The sequence below is a fragment of the Gordonibacter sp. 28C genome (assembly GCF_003339845.1).
Lineage (GTDB): Bacteria > Actinomycetota > Coriobacteriia > Coriobacteriales > Eggerthellaceae > Gordonibacter.
Window position 1 is genome coordinate 1 of record NZ_PPTR01000019.1, and the last position, 17,294, is coordinate 17,294.

Sequence of the window (17,294 nt, forward strand, 5' to 3'; positions counted from 1 at the left end):
CGTCGGAGAGCAGGTAGCCCTCCGGCGGGACGGTTTCGCGCAGCTCGTAGGTGCCGTAGGGCAGAAGGTCGCTCGCGGTCTGCGCCACGCCGTCGGCGCCGGAGGTGATGGTGGCCACGTCCTTGCCCGGCTCGTATGTGACGCCTCCGACCACGACGGGGTTCTCTGATGCATTTTTGATGGCGAAGGTCGCGCCTTGCATTGTTCCATCGCCCTGCGCGGTCGCGCTTTGGTAGTAGCCATCGAGCTTCGTCGTCTTTACGCCGCCGCGGATAGAATCGTCCAGGAATTGATGCTCATTCCAGACCTCAGCCGGATTCCCCTCAATACCCGACATTGTAATGCGCTGCACGAATACGTCGTTCGGACGCGCCGCAGAGGACAGCACGTATCCCTCCGGCGCTTTAGTTTCCTGGACGGTCACAGTGCCTAAAGGAAACGTCGGTGTGCCAGCAGCGCCAATATAAAACGGGTCGCCGGATACCACATACGATGAGTCAAAATAGCAGAAACCGTCAGAATCCGTACGCATAACCCACGTGCGCATAGGGCTTATCCCTTGTGCAGCTGGATCGGAAGAATAGTAACCCGCATAGTATTTTACGGTGAATTCCGCTCCTCCGAGCGTTCCACCCCCTTGAGCGGTGCCTCCGGTCAACGGGTCTGCCTTATGAAGCAACGCACCTACCGGATCGTCGTACGGCACATCAGACGCTCTAATAACAGCATTGCCTGATACATCGAAGTAATGTCGGCTAGTATCTTTAAAGAAACCCGTTGGTGGTTGCGACTCAACGCAATAGTAGTTGCCATAAGGCAGGCCGGAGGCCGATGCGTAACCAGATGCATTAGTCGTCAATGTCAGTACATAACCGTCATCGTTTGAGCGGTAAACATCGTATTTTGCACCAGAGAGACTGTAAACCGGGTTGCCGTTCGTCATATCAGGCTTAGTTGAGCTCTTGTAGAGCTCAACAGATCCTTTCGGCGTCCAGTAGAAGTTCCCTACCCGCTGGCACGGATAAGGCGCTAAAGATCCTGGATTCTTATTTGCCCCGGTTGTGTCAAGCGTCACATTGTAAGCACGAGCTCCAGAATCCCAAACCCCTGTGAAATTATAAGTGCCATCGGCTGGCGCCGCTTGTCCATAGTCCATGCAGTGGCCAATCAAATACTGGCCGTCGGGCATGGTTATACCGAACCGGTTGTAATGGTCGTTCGTCGGCCCAGGGTTGAGACACACCATGCTTGCGGTGCCACTTATGGTCGATAGGTCACGCGCGATCGACCCCATGACCGGTGGAGCCTGACTGGCCAACAAAAGCGGATCTACAGGCTGCTCGGCTTCCTCTTCAACGTCAGAGGCCTCATTTTTTATAGATTCCGAATCTTCATCCGGCTCTTTCGACACGGGGTTTTCTTCCTTTGGGTTATCAGGCTGCGTTTCCTGATCAGGGGTAACTTCCTGCTCTAGCCCATCCCCCTTATCTGCCATCTCCGTACTTGTGTTAGATTCCGAGATTACCGGCTGTGCCTCGCTATTTGCATGCCCGAAGGCTTCAACATCTTCAGAGACGGGAGCAGGATCGGCTAAGGCCAATCCCTGTGGTATCGCCAGCGTCACCGCTAGCATGATAGCCATCGCTGCGGACGGCAGGCGACGCAGTATGCCTCCTCCTTCTTTCAGCAAGTTGTCTATCATTGCCCTCTCCCATCTCGTTCGCCTTCGATTCTTCTATTTCCACTCCCCACAGGAGCAGTAGTAGCGGCCAGTGTTCACAGTCTCCGTCCCTACAGGAGACGGATAGGCGTTGCCAACGCCTTCCCCTGCTAGGGCATGGTTTTTCAGATGACCCGCTTCGTTTCCTTGAATATCAGCGCCGCAAATCCCACAGAAATTGTGGTAAATAGTCTTCTCTGTCGTTTCGGGAATCCAGTTATGGACATGCGCCGGAGGATCCGGCTCGGGAGCAGGAGCCGGCGCAGGGTCGGGCCCAGGAGCGGGAGCAGGAGCGGGAGCAGGTTCCGAGGAACCTCCCCCGGACGTCGATCCACCTCCGGTCCCCCCGCTTTGCACAGCATTACCCGATGTGGCAGGGGCGCTCTGCACGGCCGCCTGGGCGGCGTCTGACTTGCCTGCCGCTTCGAGGGCTGTTGCCGACGCCTCGACCTCTTCGGCACTCATGTCGGCCAGCGCTTTCGGCGCGAGAGTGATGTTGACGATTATCTTCTTTTCATCGGCTGAAACCGTCTCGAACATGACCATAGCGTCTTCGCGCTCGTTATCCCACTCAAGGCCAAGCGACCTTACGGTGTTGCTCGCGCTCGCAGCAGCATCAGAGGGGGCTTTAAGCTCGAAAGGCTCCCCTGCGGTGTAGGTTGATCCGTCTTCAAGCACGGGGGCTTTGGACACGGACACCTTGTAAGTGGCGTCCTTCACGAACTCATCGGCCTCTACAAGGACGATATTCTCGCCGCACTCGACCTCGCGCTCGATAGGTTCCATCTCTCCGTGCGGGGCCGCAGCTTCGACGCGCACTGTCGCCTTAGTCGCGGTATCAGTCCACCCTTCGGCTTCGATTTTGACCGCGAGGGAATACTTCTGGTCATTCTTAGGCGCAACCGTCTCTTGCTCCGGCTGGGATTTTTCGGGCTGGGGTGCCTCCGAGGGCGTTGCAGCGCCCACGATGCCCGCAATGCACAGCGCGATCACGGCAACGCCGAGGACGGCCGCTGCGACGATGCGGCGCTTGCGCTTGGGCGAACCCCCGCCGTCCACCGTTTCCCCTTGCGCAGGCTCGGACTCGATATCCTTCTCGCCCTCAATCGGCTCGGTCAGCCCTTCGATCTTCTCTTCCGTTTGATATTCCAGCTTCTCGGTCTTTTCGTTTTCGCTCATGTCCCAACATCCTTTCGCCCGGTCTTATGCCCAGTCTGTTTGCCTAGCGCAGGGTTCGTATCCCTCCGATCGGCGGCCCCGATGCCGGGGGGCGCATGGACAGACCGGGCGGAGAGCCATGCGCACCCCGGCATCGGGGCCTAGTTCGTCATTCTTCTTGCAGCTTCGCCTCCCCACCCCCGTCGTCGAACTGCATGACCTTCACGGGAGCCGACTCCCGCAGAACCATCCCGTCGCGGGTTATCGCGATGGAGGGGAACCTCATCATCCGCTGCGTCGGGCGCAGCTCCTTCGGCCCGCGTTCCAGCCTGTCGGGCACGCGGACGCTCCACGCGCCGTCGCCTGTTTTCACAGCCTTGACCCGCGCGAGCACCACCACGCTGCCGTCGTCAAACGTCTTGGTGATGCGGGCGCGCCGCCTCCAGACCACCGCTACGGCGATGAGCACGGCACCTGTCGCCCCCGCTCCGACGACGTAGGGGATCACATCGAACGGCTGCTCCGGCTCCGGCTCAGGTGCGGGTGCAGGCTCGGGAACCTCGTGGTAGTAGGTAACGTCCAGCGCCATGCGCCTGTCCTTCTCCGTCGCGATCCCCTTGTAATGGCCTATGACGGTGTAGGCGATCGTCTCGAGGTAGTCCTCGGTGCCGCGGTAGTTGGCATGGGCCGTGTACGATACGGGGAGCCCTAGGTCGTCGGTGGCCGTGACCTCGAACTCGACGTCAGAGAGGGCCAGGGTCTTGGTCGTCGTCGTATCGGGGCCATCGCCGCTTGTCACGGTGAAGTCCGCGTACGCGGGTATCGTCGCATCGACGTCGTTGGTGGGCAGCCCGGGATAGTCCACCGGCCGGTCAACCTGACGGGTGCGGAGCTGGTAGACGGGGATCTGCTCGACGCTGTCAAGCGGCAGATCCCCTTCGTAGAGTGGATCGATCGTCGACGCGTCCATCGTGGCCGGCATGCTGGCGATGGCGTAGCTAACATCGAGCACGCCCGCTTCCACGGTCGTGTCATGCTCGAGTTCGGCGGTTTGCCGCTCGTACGATTCATCAACGTAGGGTTCGCCTTGCTTTTCGAGTTTGTAGGCATTGCCGCCGAACTCTATAGACGATGGCACGAGCCCTTCCGGCATGCCGGACGCTTCCATGTAAGTGAACGTTTTGGCGATCCTGTCCCCGTCGCCCGCGGCAAGGGCCGCGGCCGGCGGCGACGCCAGCGATGCCGCGAGCAGGATCGAGGCCAGCGCGGCAGCCGTTTTCAGCAGTTGGTTGGAGACGGGTTTTTCCTGGGTCGCCATCGTTCACCCTTTCTATGCGCTTTTCACTAATCCATGATACCCCCCCCCCCAGGGCTGTTTTTCAAGGCCTAACCTGCGAAATATTATTTGCAGCATCATTTACATGTTTAGCATTTCGGTATAGAAGTCTCATATTTAATTATGAGATTTAAGTATTCGTATATTCTAGTATTCAAGTATTTGTATTTTCTCATTTTCAATTTTTCAAGTACTCGTGTTCTACATTATTCAAGTATTCGTGATCTTCACTAACGTTGCCAGTGGGATGTTTCCTCAATTACACGAGTATTCAAGAACTCTATACCTCGCTTTAACAAGTTTTCTATTACTTGAATTTTCTAGTTCTTACAATTTCATATTTTATTGTTTTTTAGTTCTTGTGTTTTCAAGTTTTCATATTTTCATGTTCTTGACTACTCTTTTTCTTGATGTATACTTTACTCGTGTTCTCTAGTATTCAAGTTTTTGAGTTCTCTATCAATCAAGGAGGCAGGGAATGGCAAAGGCCAAGGCGCCGACGTCCCAGAAGAACCCCGCATGGGTCGTCACGGTGGGAGCCATGAAGGGCGGGGCTGGAAAGACCATGGTCGTCGACAACATCGCCGGCTGCCTCGCAGAGCGCTATAAGGTGCTTGTCGTGGACGCCGATCCCCAGGCTAACGCCTCCAAGGGGTTGGGGATCGACATTGCCGACCCGGACATGACCACCCTTGCCGACGTCCTCACGAACCAGGGCACGCCGCCGGAGGACGCGGTGATCCGCGCCCCGTTGCGCGACCTGCCGAACCTGGACGTGATGCCGTCCTCGATCCTGCTGTTCAAAACGGAATTCGAACTCGCGGCAAAAGGCGAGCGGATCAGGCTGCTCGGCTACTACCTGCAGGACAACAGCGAGTTCTTCGGCCGGTACGACTACATCATCATCGACACCAACCCTGGGCTCGGCCTCGTTAACCAAAACGCCTTCTTCGCCGCGGACTCGATAGTGCTCGTGACCGACGTGTCGGACAACGGGCTCACCGGCGTCGAGATGTTCCAATACTTGTGGGGCGAGGAATTGTGCACCGAGCTCCGCATCCCCGACGTCACCAAGGGACTTGTGGTCTGCAACTACGACAAGCGCATCAAGCTGGCACCCGAGATGCTCGACTACATCCGCTCGCGCGAAGACATGGGCGGTCTGCTCGTTGATACCGTCATCCCGTACCGCGTAGCCTACAAGGACACCGAAGTCGAGTCGAAGCCAATCAACCTGGAACATCCCAAATCCAACGAACATACGATACTGGAAGCGGTCGTGAAGGATCTTAGAAAGAAAGGAGCCATCTGATGGCAACCTCGAACCGATTCGCCGCAGCAAGGGAAGCCGCTGCGAAGGAGGCATCCCAGCCGGCACCGCCAGAACCCGAGGTCGTCACGCCGAGCCGGGCGGAAGCCCCCTCTCCCTCGAAGCCGCGCAAGGGTGGGGAAGAGGGGCAGAAGCCGTCAACGGGCAAGCGCCGGGCACCGGCCGCGCGCGCAACGCCGAAGAAGGCCGACGCCGGCGAGGTAAGCCAAGCCTCCTCGAGGGAGAGCGGCGAGCAATCGTATACGACGTACGGCTTCATGATCACCGAGGATCAGAACAAGGCCCTCAACCGGCTCAAGGGCATAGACGGGCTGAACCGCTCGCTGGTCATACGCGAGGCGCTCGATGCGTGGATAGCCGCCCATAAGGACGAGTACCCCGAGTCCCTCGGCCAGTACGGGAAGTGACGTCGTGAAGACATCCAGATACCGCGGCCACGTGCTCGCCACGATCACCGACCGCGACCTCTACTACGGCGGCATCGGCGAGAGCTACCAAGTAGGCCAGGTGCTCATATTCGCCGCCGGCACCAAGCCGAAACCGGGTAGCGAGATGGCATGCGCCGACAACATGGCCGCCGCCACGGAGTACCTCGACGGCGGGGGATCCCCCGCCGCGATACCGGAACCCGCTCGGCTGCAGGAGGATCCTGCACCTGCGCCGCAAGCGCCCTCCGACGGCCGCCTGGAGGCTATCGTCGCCGAAGCGAGGATGGCTGCAGAGGCGCTCGAGAGGGACGCTGCGGCGCAAAGACGGCATACCGACGCCCTTGAGGCGGAGCTCGCCGCGGCGGCCGCCGCGAGGGACGAGGCGGAAGCCGGCCGGCGGGAGGCGGACCGGCAGATCGAGCAGGCGGAGAAGCGAGCCGCAGAATCCGAGGCCGCCCTCAGAGCCGCTACGGAGGCGCTGGAGCGGGCGGGGGAGGATCGCGCCCGCCTCGAAGGCATCGTGGCAGTGGAAACCGCGGCCAGGGCCGAGGCGGAGGCGCAGCTGGAGGAGGCGGCGTCGGCGCGAGACGAGGCGCTCGCCCGGCTGGGCTCGCTCGAGCGCGACGCCGCCTCCTTCGCCGTCGCCAAGGGAGCCGCCGAGACGGAGGCGGAGGAGGCCAGGGCCGCCCTCGAGCGGAGCGAGGCGAGACGCGCAAAGGCGGAGCAAGACCTCGTGTCGGCAAGCTCCGAAAGCGAGCAAGCAGCCCGAGCGCTCTCCATGCTCCAGGACAAGGTGTCCGCGCTTACCGACGAGCTCTACACCGCGCGCAGCAAGACGGAGGCAGCGGAGAGGAGGGTACGGCAACTCGACAACGGGATGTCCGAGCTGATCTCCAACATCTCCGACGAGCGGGATCTGTACGCCAACGTCCTGAAGGAACGGGAACGGCTCGCCGGCCTCCTGGACGACGCGGAATCGGAGCTCTCGCGCCGCTCTTCGCTCGCGGACAGGCTGTCGGAGGAGCTGCAGGCCGCCGAAAAGCGCGCGGCGCAAGCGGAGAACGCCGCCAAGGAGGCCGCCCTCGACTCGGAGTCCCTGGCGAAGGATCTTGAGCATGCCCGGGCGCGTTCGAGCGAGCTCGAGACAGCGCTCGCCGCCGCGAAGGCGAAGGCCGGTACGGCCGAGGACGCGGAAGAAAGGCTCCGCGCGGCTTTGGCGGAACTCGCCGACGTCAAGGCGAAGAGGCTCGAGGACGCCGCCGCGTGGCAGGCGGATCTGCAGCGCATCGACGCGCAGCTGAAGGCGTCGCGGGGGAACGTCGTGCAGACGGGATCGGGGGAGGTGGTTGTCCGGCACGTCTACCCCGACGCGCCCAAGCCGACGATGGCAGCCAGGGCCCAATCCGTAGCGTACACGGTAGGGCGGGGTGCCGTGGCGCTGGTCGTCGTGGCCGCCCTCAGCCTGCTGGCCAGCGCGATCCTCACCGCGGCGTCGAACGGGGCCTCGTTCGGGGAGGGTCTGCGCACGGTGCTCGGCACGGTGCTCGACGTCATCCCATAGCCGTCACGGCGGTTCAGCGGGGGCTACGCCCCCTGCGCCCCTGTTTCCAACAAGAAAGAGTGACGGTTAGAAGGACACTAACCGTCACTCTTTCTTGTTGCGTTATTATTCACGAATGGAAGGGGGTACTTCGGCATCTATGAGAACAGACCGGGCATCTCGTAAGACAGCCAAATCTGAAAGAAGAAGACCATGAGCATTAACCGAGTTATCATCAGCGGCAACCTTACGCGCGATCCCGAGCTTCGCTCCACCGCGAGCGGGCTTCCCGTGCTCGGCTTCGGCGTAGCGGTCAACGACCGTCGCAAGAACCAGCAGACGGGCGAGTGGGAGGATTATCCGAACTTCATCGACTGCACGATGTTCGGCGCGCGCGCCGAAAGTCTTTCGCGTTACCTCAGCAAGGGCACCAAAGTGTCCATCGAGGGCAAGCTCCGTTGGAGCCAGTGGGAGCGCGAGGGCCAGAAGCGCAGCAAGATCGAGGTGATCGTCGACGAGCTCGAGTTCATGTCCAGCCGTAATAAGACCGACGGCTACGACGCCAACGCGGAATTCGCAGCCATCCCGTCGTCCCTTTCGCCTGATTCTACAGCATCCGTCTACGACGAAGACATCCCGTTTTAATCATGGACGCTACAAATTGATCCCTAACATCCTGTTGCATGTTCAGAGCACTCGCCCAAGTGATGATGAAGACAATCGTCCGGCGTGGTGCTGGTGGATGCCCCTCCCTAAATACCACGTCGATGAACGGCTGCTGATAAATGAACTACTGGGCCGAGACACTAGCGGCGCATCCTTGGAGCAAGGGCGGCGGGTGGAAAAAGAGTAAATAGTATGATATTATTCATACCATGCAGAAAGGACGGCAATGAGCCACATCGACATACACCCGAGAATCGAGCAGCGTCATCCGGAGATAAAACCCCAAGACGTTTACGATGCCGTGCGAGGGATGGTGAGCTACACGCGCCGCGAGAGCGGCGAGTGGGTCGGTGTAGGGTTCGATACGCAAGGAAGATTCATCGAGCTCGTTTATGTCTACGATGAGGATATCGACAGCTTCCTTGTCTACCACGCGATGATCCCGCCGAGCGCCAAGACGCTCCGAGAGCTAAGGATGGAGAGGTGAAATCAATGAACGTAGATGAACTTGCGGCCAAGTATGGTTTGACCAACGAATGGATCGAAGAGAGCGCCGCCGCTTATGAGCGCGGAGACTACCCACACGAGGACGGACAGGTGTACAGCGGTTCCCACCTCGACGCAGTGGGCAAGAAGCGCGTCACCGTTGTCTACCCGTGCGAGAAGGTGCAGAGAGCGAACCGCATAGCGAAGAGCAGGGGCGTAAAGCCCTCCGAGATATACCGCGATGCGTTGGCTGAATACCTCGACAAGTACGAGACGGTCGCATCCCGATAAAACGTTGCGGTGTCTTGTTGGTTCTCATTGCTCCGGCGGGGGCAATGAGAACCTTTCTATATAGCCTTTCGCCCTCGCAAGCTTCCTGGATCGGCAAAGGCGGAATCGGAGGGCCTGCGATGGCCCTCCGTCGTTTAGACGCCCATTTTTGGGGCGGCCATCCTCTCCTTCAATGCGGGGTTTTTCTCTTCCTGGTTTCAGGGTCTTTCAACGTCGACAAGGCTTTCCATAATTCGGCCGATTAGGTTTTTTCCACAACGCCGATGCGCGAAGGAACCGCTAGGGATTAATTCCGTAGCGCCGGGATCGGCGTTGTGGAAAAAATCGCCGCGCTCTTTGCGGCGACCGAATTGTGGGAAGGCGCGCTTTCTTGCTCCAAAAACCAAGAACCCCTAAACGCCAAAGCGAGAAAGAAGGGTATCCGCGCCGGCCGCTCTGAGCGGACGGCGCGGCCAATATGCTAGGGCCCGAAGCCCTTTTGCCCGGCTCTCTAAGAGCCGGGCAAAAGGGCCGCAGCAGCGGGGCTCTTCGAGATCGACCGCCCTCCAAACTAAGCCAACCAACCAATCCGAAACCCTGGAACACGAACAGGCGAGTACGCCTTTCCACAATCGAAAGACCGCTCGATTATGGAAAGCCTTGTCGACGTTGAAAGACCCTGAAACCAGGAAGAGGAAACCCCAACCTGCAATGCCGGCTTCGCCGGAAGTGTGGACAGCCGCGAGCGCCTGCCCACACTCGGCGCGGCAACGACCGCGCCGCCGTTTCGCCGCCAGGAGGCCGGCTCCCGAAAATCGCGACGTCGGCCTCGCGTCGCGCCAGAAGGCGCTCCGCTCGGCCCGGTGGATGCTCGCCCCGAGCATCCACCGGGTGGCTTCACACACCCTTCCTCCATTACGGGATCCGCGTAGGGTCCCTTCATGGGAAAGCCTGTGCAAAGCCACCCGCGCCCATCGGCCCGAACCCGCGCTTGCGCTAGGCCGCGCAGCACGTTAAACTCTGTAGGGAGGTTAGCAAGAGACGCACGTTGTAACACAAAATAAATTCTGCGTTACAACGTGCACGGGGCTTCCGCCCCGAACCCTGGAACGCGCCGCACGCGGCGCGTAAGCCGGAGGCAAGCCTCCGGGCCGTACAGGCACGGGTCGGCTGCGCCGACGGGCGGCCGGGCCGCCCCTCGCTAACGCTCGCTCGCTGCGCTCGAAACGCATTGAAGGAAGGAAGCCGGTTGCCGCGATCCAAAGGCTACAAGAAGCAGGAAGCGCTCGACGGCGGCTACCTCAACGTCAGGCTCTCGGCCGACCTGAGCGCGAAGCTCGACCGCGACTGCGCCGACTACGCGCGCAGGGCGGGGAAGCCCGACGCCTCAAGGGTGCGGGGCTCCTACGTCCGGGAGCTCATCTCCGCCGGCCTCCAAGGTGCCGCCGACGCCGATCTGGAATCAGCCTCGAGGGCGATGAAATCGGTGGCGTGGGAGCTCGAGGCGGCGTCTATCGGAGCCTCGCTAGCGCCCACGGCCAAGGCCCTGCAGGGATGGAGCGACCGGCTGATGGAGGCCTCCTTGATGCTCGACCGGGCAGCGGGGGAGCGCTAGCGATGCCGATGCTCAAGACCATAACCGGTCACACGGGCTGCGCCGGCGTCATGGACTACCTGCGCAAGGGGTCGAAGGACGACAGGCGCAAGCGCCGCATGGGCGAGATAAGCGAGGCCGACACGCTCCGCGTGGCGGCGAAGGGCATAGCCGGCTACCTCCACGACGGGCACGGCGCGGAGTTCGACCGCGCCCTCGCCGAGGACTTCGTCGGGATCCCTCCGAGCGCGCAGGGCGACTGGGCTCGGTACATGGACGACCTCAGGCGTGCCGCCGGATGCGACAGGAGGACGGGCGGAAGGGAGGGGAAGGCCGTCACCTACCGCCACTACGTGCTCGCGCCAGACCCCGAGGACGGCATCGATCTGGACACGCTCAGGGCGTACGCGAAGGAGTGGGTGGTGAAGGCGTTCGGCCCCGGAGCGACGGCCGCCATCGTCTACCACGACGACAACCACGAGCGCCTGAAGAAGGGCCTGCAGGGAATACCCCACGCGCACATCTGCATCAACGCGCTCAACACGCAGACGGGCAGGAAATGGCATTTCGCGAAAGACGACCTCGCCCGCCAGGCGAACGTCGCGCAGGAGCTCGCCGAGAAGTACAGCCTGGCGCCGTTGCCGAAAATGAGGACGTCCGACGCCAGGGAAGATCCCTTGAAGACGATGCGCATCTGCAGGACGAAGGAGGAGTGCGCGATGCTCGCCAAGGGGTTCGTGCCTTACAAGGAGTCCATCAGGAAGGCCGTCGCCAAGGCGTGCAGGACGGCCAGCAGCTGGGACCAGTTCAAGGCGGCCCTCGCCGACAAGGGCGTGAGCGTGACCATAACCAGGAGAGGGACGCTGACGTACTGCGACTCCAACGGGCGCAAGGCCAAGGAGCAGAAGCTCGGCCTGAACTTCGGCATCGTCGCGGTAGGGGAGGCCATCAAGCGGAACTCGTCCGAGTCCGTATCCCTCCCCGACGTCGACGCCACGCCGGCGACGTACGACGTCTCCCTCGTGAGGAGGCGGGGGAAGGTCGAGTGCCGTCTCGGCACCGAGAGGCTCGTATGGCACGAGGAGGCGGGATCCCGCTGGCAGCACCTCGACAACATCAAGTCGCTCGAGCGCGCGGCCAAGGTCAAGGAGATCTACGGGATAGTCGACGGCGAATCGTACTCCCGCACCCTCTCGCATCTCAACCTGCAGCTCGAAGAAGCCGCCAGGAACCAGGATCCGGCCGCCGCCCGGATCCGGTGCGAGATAAAGAGCGTCATGTACGCCCAAGCCGTTATAGACCTCGCGTCCGCGCGCAAGCGCATAGGCGACGAAGCGGTGCTGTCGTATTCCGAGTCGCTGCTGAGGCAGGGCCGCCAGCTCGGCGTGGCCAACATAGAGAGCATCGCCGCCATAGCGCGCAGCAACGGCATCGACCGCACGGAAGGATGGCGCGCCGCGGTGCTCGCCGCCGAGCGGATCATGTCGTCGAGGGAGACGGCCCTGCAGGACGCCCTCGTCGAAGGATCGTGGGCGCGCGACGTCGCACGATACGCGGAAGCGGTCGAGGCCATGCGCGGCGTCGTCGGCGGCAAGAGCGAGGCGGCCTGGACGTACGAGGACGCAAGCGCGGTCCAGGCCGGAACGATCGCCGAGAGGGCCCTCGAGGGCATCGCCGAGTCCAGGGGCGAGAGCGTCGCGGACGTCCTTTCCAAGGCCGAGGGGATGGAGCGCTCCATTGGGGCGGCCGAGGCGGCCTACTTCGACGCGGCGAGGAACCTAAGCCGCGTCTCCGGCGCGCGGGACGCGGCATATGCAGTCGCGGGCCTGGAGCCGCCGGCCCGCAAGGCGGCGGGCGGCGAGGCGGTCAGGCCCAAGCCGCAGGGGCAGGAATCCCGCGGCCAGCGCTCGCGCCTCGCAGCCGAGATCCACGCAAGGCACCTCGAAGAGGCGCGCAAGAAGGCCGTCTCGAGGAGCGCGGCGGCGTCGAGGGCCAAGCAGGCCGCCTACCAGTCCGCGAAGAGCCGGAACATCGCGGCGAACGTGGCGGCCAAGGAAGGGAGGGGCGCGTCGCGGTAGGGACGTCAGACCTCGGCGTCCTCGGCCTCGGCGGCCTCGTCCCAATAAAGGTCGACCTCGGCGTCCTCTACCTCGCCGCCCCCTTGCGGGGCCTCCATCGGCAGCACGTCCTTCAGCCTGTCGACGACGACGAGCTCCCCGACCTTCAGGTAGAGCAGGCCGCCGAGGTACCGCTTGTCGAGCAGCTTCTTCCTGACGAGGAACTCGGGCTCGCGCTCGGGTTTCGGGTCGGGGTTCGCGCCGATCCTCTCGACCTCGTCGTCATGGCAGTAGACGTCCGCGTACAGATGGTCGTCGCCGGACATGAAGGATCCGACGTTGACCCTCTCGTCAACCACGGTCGGGTGCCTGTCCGTGCCCCTCGAGTCCGTCCACCCGTCCATGGTCATGAGGGTGGTGTTGTACTCCCTGTACCCCAAAGCCCCCGTCATCACCGCGACGTTCACGATACCGCCGCCTTGTTCGGGTTGCGCTCGGCCCATTCCGCCTCCGCAGCCGCCTTGCTGGGCCAGAACAGCCATATCTGGGACGACGAGTAGGATCCCTTGTAGGACAGGGTAGCGGGCGAGGACGGGATGGATCCGTCCTCGTTAGGCGTCGTGTAGAACGCGAACTCCTCGCCGGCGCTCGCGTTGGGCTGCTCGCCTTCCGGCTCGAAGAACGAGACCTTCATGTTCTCGCCTACCTCCCATTTTCCGAACATCAAAGGCTGCACCAGGGTCTTGTCGTAGTAGCGCGCCGTGCCGTCGCCGTTAAGGGTGAGCACGTACGCCTTGTCGTACTCGACATGGTACCAGGATCCCACGTACCCTCCGCTCACCGTGTCCTCGGGCTCCGCTTCGGGCTGTTGCGAGGATACAACGATGGCGGCCACGAACATCGCCACGAGGGCGACGACCATGATGGCCGCGAAAACCACGCCGCCGTGATCCTTGACCCAGTACCCCAAATCACTCGCTTTGCTCATCCCGACCTGCCTTGTAGCCATGGTCGATGGCGTAGCCGTACATGCGCTCGAACTCCTCCACGTCCGCCACGACAGCCACCGAGTAGCCGTTCTTGGTCAGGTACGCGAACCCCCTCGTTTCGGAGAGCCCTTCGAGTATCCTTGCCGAATTCACGCGGAACTCGGACAGGGGCACAGCCTTCGCCATCGATCCTCCAACATTTCAGGCCCGGTCTTTTCACGATTGTACCAAATTAGCTATCTTCAAGGTATTAATTCGTTTCGAATTGCTGGTATTATCGATCACGACAGCACATAGGAAGAGGAGGGCCCATGATCGGCGAAGCCGGCTACGAAACGTCAGAAGAAAGCAGCGACTTCAAAGATGTCCGAGAAATGCGCGCCGATAAAACCCAGACCTGGCTGTCTGCGGGATTCGGCGACGACAGCCCCCATGAGTTCGTCGGAACGATCATGCCGGCTTCCCGCGCCGCCGAGGGCAAGTGCGCCGCGCTCCACAGGTTCGCCAACGCCGGGGGAACCCTTTACTCTGCCCTCTACGAGGACGGGCAGGAGATACTCTCTTGCGAGCGAAGCGGCGAAGGGAAGATGATATCCGACTACCTCAGCCGGATTCACGTTCTTTAACGCGGAGGGAAGGCCGGCGAAGGCCGCTGCGCGTAAAAAGTTAGCCTAAGTTTACATAATATGTGTTATCAATTTCGCACGGCCGTCCCAATTTTAATATTGAAATTCGAACTCTAATCGCGTATGCTAGTCCCATAATTAATTGCGAGATCGGAGCGTTTGGATATGCATCCAACCGAATGCACGTTTACTGCAAGCGGGTTCAGGCGAGAGGAATTCGATCACTTCATGTCCATTGCCCGCGAGCTGGGAATCAAGGTCGATTGCGCAGTTTCATCGAGCGGCAAGACGGCGACGGTGCACGTGTCCGACATGCCGGACGTCCAGGACGCGGAAACCATGAGGACGCGGCGCGCAGGCCGTCCGAGCAAGGGCGTGGTGCTCCCACATGATTCCATATTTAATAATGAGACTACCTGCGCCGAGTACCTTGCATGGCAGCAGAACCATTCGGTAGAAGAAGGGATGCGGCAACTCGGCTTGAAGCGCACAACGTATTTCCGCAGGCTCAATTCGATCAAGAAGGCGGTTGAAGAGGCCGAGCGCTTGAACGCAGGCCGCAAGAAGAAAGGCATGAAGCCGCTGTGTCCGCTGCTCGTGCACGTGCGCTGACACTTGAAGCGGGACGCCATTACGATCATGCGTGGCATGGCGGTAGATAGGAGACATGGGAATGGAAAGAATGACGAGGAGAGGGCAAGCACCTGTGAAGAAAGAATTGGTCGAGGCATCGATGAGCGCCTTCGTATTCTGGATGGGGACGATCGCCATCGGCTACATGCTCGTCGCCAACAGCGGATGGAGTCTTCCTTTGTTTCCTCACATGCTGCTCCTATTGCTCGTGTTCGCAGTCGGATCCGTCTTTTCCACGGCCTCATTCTTCCTCACGGCCGCGCGATACTTGCACACCCGTGGAAGGAGAGATCCTGGAAATCTGGACGACTACCCTTCCTTGCGCACACATATCGCCCAGGTGCATGAGCAAGAAAATCGATGACGAACGAGAATCTGCGTTGATCAAGATACCGCTCGATCTCCACGGTTTTCTGAATCTGCGCCCTGGGGAGAGCGGCAGGATGGCGACGGTGCGCGTATCCGACATGCCGTCAGTCTGGGAAGCCGAGACTATGGGAACACGGGGAGCGCAGGGGCTCGACCAAAGGCTCTGTTCTTCAAAATGATGCCATATTTAAAAATGATACTACATGCTCCGATCATATTACATGACAGAAAATGCACTCATCGGAAGAGGGGATCGGAATGCCCGGAAAGATGACGAACCGCGAGTTTTACCATGGGACTCCGGAGCGCGATGCCAAGACCAAGGTTCGTGGATACGCGGGAATGAACAACGTGCGCTTGGTGACGATAGAGTACGACGGCGAGTACGTGGACACGGTGAAGGAGCGCTACTACGGAGTGTGGCTCGACCTTCCCTGCGAGCGCGAGGAGGCCTACTGACCGCACGACGAGGAAGCGATACCCTACCGGCCCCTCCCCTTTCTTACCTCATCGACAACATCTGCAGGTGCGAACAGCTCCCATATTTCCACTCCAAGGGCTGATGCGATCGGCTACGTACCGAACGATGAATTGGACACGATCGCAAGAGGCGTCTACGTCAGCTTGCCGAAAGAGCTCCACTGTATGAGCAACCCGATCCACGACGGCATCCGAAAGCGCCTCAACGAGAGCCGGAGCGGCTAGGATCCCAAACACTCCACAAACTGTTCGATTGCCTCCGGCACCCATGCGGGCCTACAATTGTATCAAACATTTGTTCTCTATTACGGAGGTAACAGGTCATCATGCCAGACCGCGACGTCCTGCACAGCGACATAAACTGCTGCTACGCGCAGATCGAGTGCCAGGCACGGCCCGAGCTGCGCGGCAAGCCCGTCGTGGTGGGCGGCGACGAGGAGGCGCGCCACGGCATCGTGCTCGCGAAGAACCTCATAGCCAAGCGCGCCGGCGTCAAGACCGCGATGGCGCTGTGGGAGGCGCGGAAGGCATGCCCCGGCCTCGTCGTCGTGCCCCCTGACTACCGGCTCTACATGGACGTGTCGCGGCGAGCCAGGGAGATCTACTACGATTACACCGACCGTGTAGAGCCCTTCGGACCCGACGAGGCTTGGCTCGACGTCACGGGCACCCGCCGGTGCCTCGGGCTCTCCCCCGCCGAGATAGCCCGCGAGGTAAGCGAGCGCATGGTCGCCGAGCTCGGCATCAGCGTGTCGGTCGGGGTGTCGTGGAACAAGATCTTCGCCAAGTTCGGCAGCGACTACAAGAAGCCCGATGCCGTCACGGTGATAACGCGGGAGAACTACCGCGAGGTCGTATGGCAGGCCCCTGTGCGCGACCTGCTCTACGTAGGGCCCGCCACGGAGCGCAAGCTGCACTCCTCGGGCATCGACACGATAGGCCAGCTCGCGTGCGCCTCGGACGAGCTGTTGCGCAACAGGCTCGGCAAGATGGGGTTCGTGCTGCGCGGCTTCGCGCGCGGGCAGGACGCTACCGAGGTCAAGCCCTACGACCGGGACGCCGCCGACGTCATGCGCGAGATCAAGAGCTACGGCAACGGGCTCACGGCCCCCAGGGACATATGCGACCCGCAGTCCGCCAAGGCGTACGTCTGGATGCTCGCCGAGAGCGTCGCCCAGCGCATGCGCGAGGGCCGCGCCAGGGCCCGCACCGTGTCGGTCGGCGCAAGGGCCGCGGACGACCTCTGCACCCGATCGCGCCAGTGCAAGCTGCCGGTGGCCACCGACGTGACGCTCGAGGTAGCGCGCGCCGCTTGGGGCCTCCTACGCGAGCTTGAGCCGCTAGACGCGAGCCATCCCCTGCGCGGGATCCACGTGCGCGCCTCCGACCTCGAGCCTGCCGACGCCGACCTGCAGGCGTCGCTCTTCGACCCGCTTCCCCGCCGCACCGAGATGCGCGAGCTCGACGCCTCCGTCGACGACCTGCGCCGTCGCTACGGCAACAAGTGCGTCGTATGGGGCGCGCAGCTCGTCGACGAAGGCGCGGCCAGCGTCGACGCCAAGGCCGACAACACCGTCCACCCCGTCAGCTTCTTCCACTCGTGAGGAGCTGC

Annotated in this window: 19 protein-coding genes; 13 read left to right on the plus strand and 6 right to left on the minus strand. The window is 61.5% G+C overall.

Going from position 1 to position 17,294, the window contains the following annotated elements; all coding sequences use genetic code 11:
• From C1878_RS15605 to C1878_RS15615, 3 genes are all read right to left on the minus strand, one after another.
• Positions 1-1,702 (minus strand): collagen binding domain-containing protein (locus C1878_RS15605; RefSeq protein ID WP_255417936.1); only part of this gene is annotated, 1,702 nt, incomplete at its 3' end.
• A 33-nt stretch (positions 1,703-1,735) separates the two neighbouring features.
• Positions 1,736-2,899 carry a hypothetical protein gene (locus C1878_RS15610; protein ID WP_015539646.1) on the minus strand — a complete coding sequence of 388 codons (1,164 nt, stop codon included), beginning with the start codon at positions 2,897-2,899 and terminating at the stop codon, positions 1,736-1,738.
• Positions 2,900-3,047: 148 nt separating this feature from the next.
• A complete protein-coding gene (locus tag C1878_RS15615; protein WP_114602527.1) occupies positions 3,048-4,196 on the minus strand; it encodes a hypothetical protein in 1,149 nt (382 codons plus the stop codon).
• 496 nt (positions 4,197-4,692) lie between these two features.
• Here C1878_RS15615 and C1878_RS15620 point away from each other — a divergent pair, with 496 nt between their 5' ends.
• From C1878_RS15620 to C1878_RS15655, 8 genes are all read left to right on the plus strand, one after another.
• Positions 4,693-5,526: a ParA family protein gene (locus C1878_RS15620; protein ID WP_015539648.1), complete on the plus strand. Its 834-nt coding sequence runs from the start codon at positions 4,693-4,695 to the stop codon at positions 5,524-5,526.
• A complete protein-coding gene (locus C1878_RS15625) occupies positions 5,526-5,951 on the plus strand; it encodes a hypothetical protein (protein ID WP_015539649.1) in 426 nt (141 codons plus the stop codon). The genes C1878_RS15620 and C1878_RS15625 overlap by 1 nt, the downstream gene beginning before the upstream one ends.
• A gap of 4 nt (positions 5,952-5,955) precedes the next feature.
• Positions 5,956-7,533 carry a hypothetical protein gene (locus tag C1878_RS15630; protein ID WP_021409104.1) on the plus strand — a complete coding sequence of 526 codons (1,578 nt, stop codon included), beginning with the start codon at positions 5,956-5,958 and terminating at the stop codon, positions 7,531-7,533.
• A gap of 192 nt (positions 7,534-7,725) precedes the next feature.
• Positions 7,726-8,157, plus strand: coding sequence for a single-stranded DNA-binding protein (locus C1878_RS15635; RefSeq protein WP_015539651.1), 432 nt, complete (start codon positions 7,726-7,728; stop codon positions 8,155-8,157).
• Positions 8,158-8,404: 247 nt separating this feature from the next.
• Positions 8,405-8,665: a hypothetical protein gene (locus C1878_RS15640; RefSeq protein ID WP_015539652.1), complete on the plus strand. Its 261-nt coding sequence runs from the start codon at positions 8,405-8,407 to the stop codon at positions 8,663-8,665.
• Positions 8,666-8,670: 5 nt separating this feature from the next.
• Positions 8,671-8,955, plus strand: a complete 285-nt coding sequence (locus tag C1878_RS15645; protein WP_015539653.1) for a CopG family transcriptional regulator — start codon at positions 8,671-8,673, stop codon at positions 8,953-8,955.
• A 1,228-nt stretch (positions 8,956-10,183) separates the two neighbouring features.
• Complete coding sequence (locus C1878_RS15650; protein ID WP_021409100.1) at positions 10,184-10,549, plus strand: hypothetical protein; 366 nt, start codon at positions 10,184-10,186, stop codon at positions 10,547-10,549.
• 2 nt (positions 10,550-10,551) lie between these two features.
• Positions 10,552-12,606: a relaxase/mobilization nuclease domain-containing protein gene (locus C1878_RS15655; RefSeq protein WP_035586674.1), complete on the plus strand. Its 2,055-nt coding sequence runs from the start codon at positions 10,552-10,554 to the stop codon at positions 12,604-12,606.
• Between the two features lie 5 nt (positions 12,607-12,611).
• Here the strand turns inward: C1878_RS15655 and C1878_RS15660 are convergent, their stop codons facing one another.
• From C1878_RS15660 to C1878_RS15670, 3 genes are read right to left on the minus strand one after another with little or no spacing between them, the layout of a single operon-like run.
• Positions 12,612-13,052 carry a hypothetical protein gene (locus C1878_RS15660; protein WP_021409119.1) on the minus strand — a complete coding sequence of 147 codons (441 nt, stop codon included), beginning with the start codon at positions 13,050-13,052 and terminating at the stop codon, positions 12,612-12,614.
• Positions 13,049-13,573, minus strand: a complete 525-nt coding sequence (locus C1878_RS15665; RefSeq protein WP_021409101.1) for a hypothetical protein — start codon at positions 13,571-13,573, stop codon at positions 13,049-13,051. The genes C1878_RS15660 and C1878_RS15665 overlap by 4 nt, the downstream gene beginning before the upstream one ends.
• Positions 13,557-13,760 carry a type II toxin-antitoxin system Phd/YefM family antitoxin gene (locus tag C1878_RS15670; protein WP_009307274.1) on the minus strand — a complete coding sequence of 68 codons (204 nt, stop codon included), beginning with the start codon at positions 13,758-13,760 and terminating at the stop codon, positions 13,557-13,559. The genes C1878_RS15665 and C1878_RS15670 overlap by 17 nt, the downstream gene beginning before the upstream one ends.
• 125 nt (positions 13,761-13,885) lie before the next feature.
• On the opposite strand from C1878_RS15670, the gene C1878_RS15675 reads away from it, so the two are divergent.
• The 5 genes from C1878_RS15675 (at position 13,886) to C1878_RS15695 (ending at position 17,286) form a co-directional block, all read left to right on the plus strand.
• A complete protein-coding gene (locus C1878_RS15675; protein WP_015539654.1) occupies positions 13,886-14,200 on the plus strand; it encodes a hypothetical protein in 315 nt (104 codons plus the stop codon).
• Between the two features lie 228 nt (positions 14,201-14,428).
• Positions 14,429-14,812: a hypothetical protein gene (locus C1878_RS15680; RefSeq protein ID WP_021409113.1), complete on the plus strand. Its 384-nt coding sequence runs from the start codon at positions 14,429-14,431 to the stop codon at positions 14,810-14,812.
• Positions 14,813-14,906: 94 nt separating this feature from the next.
• Positions 14,907-15,197 (plus strand): hypothetical protein, encoded by a 291-nt coding sequence (locus tag C1878_RS15685; protein ID WP_021409105.1) that lies wholly within the window; start codon positions 14,907-14,909, stop codon positions 15,195-15,197.
• Between the two features lie 263 nt (positions 15,198-15,460).
• Positions 15,461-15,661, plus strand: a complete 201-nt coding sequence (locus C1878_RS15690; RefSeq protein WP_114602528.1) for a chaperonin — start codon at positions 15,461-15,463, stop codon at positions 15,659-15,661.
• Between the two features lie 347 nt (positions 15,662-16,008).
• Positions 16,009-17,286: a DNA polymerase IV gene (locus tag C1878_RS15695; RefSeq protein WP_015539657.1), complete on the plus strand. Its 1,278-nt coding sequence runs from the start codon at positions 16,009-16,011 to the stop codon at positions 17,284-17,286.
• Positions 17,287-17,294 lie beyond the last annotated feature (8 nt).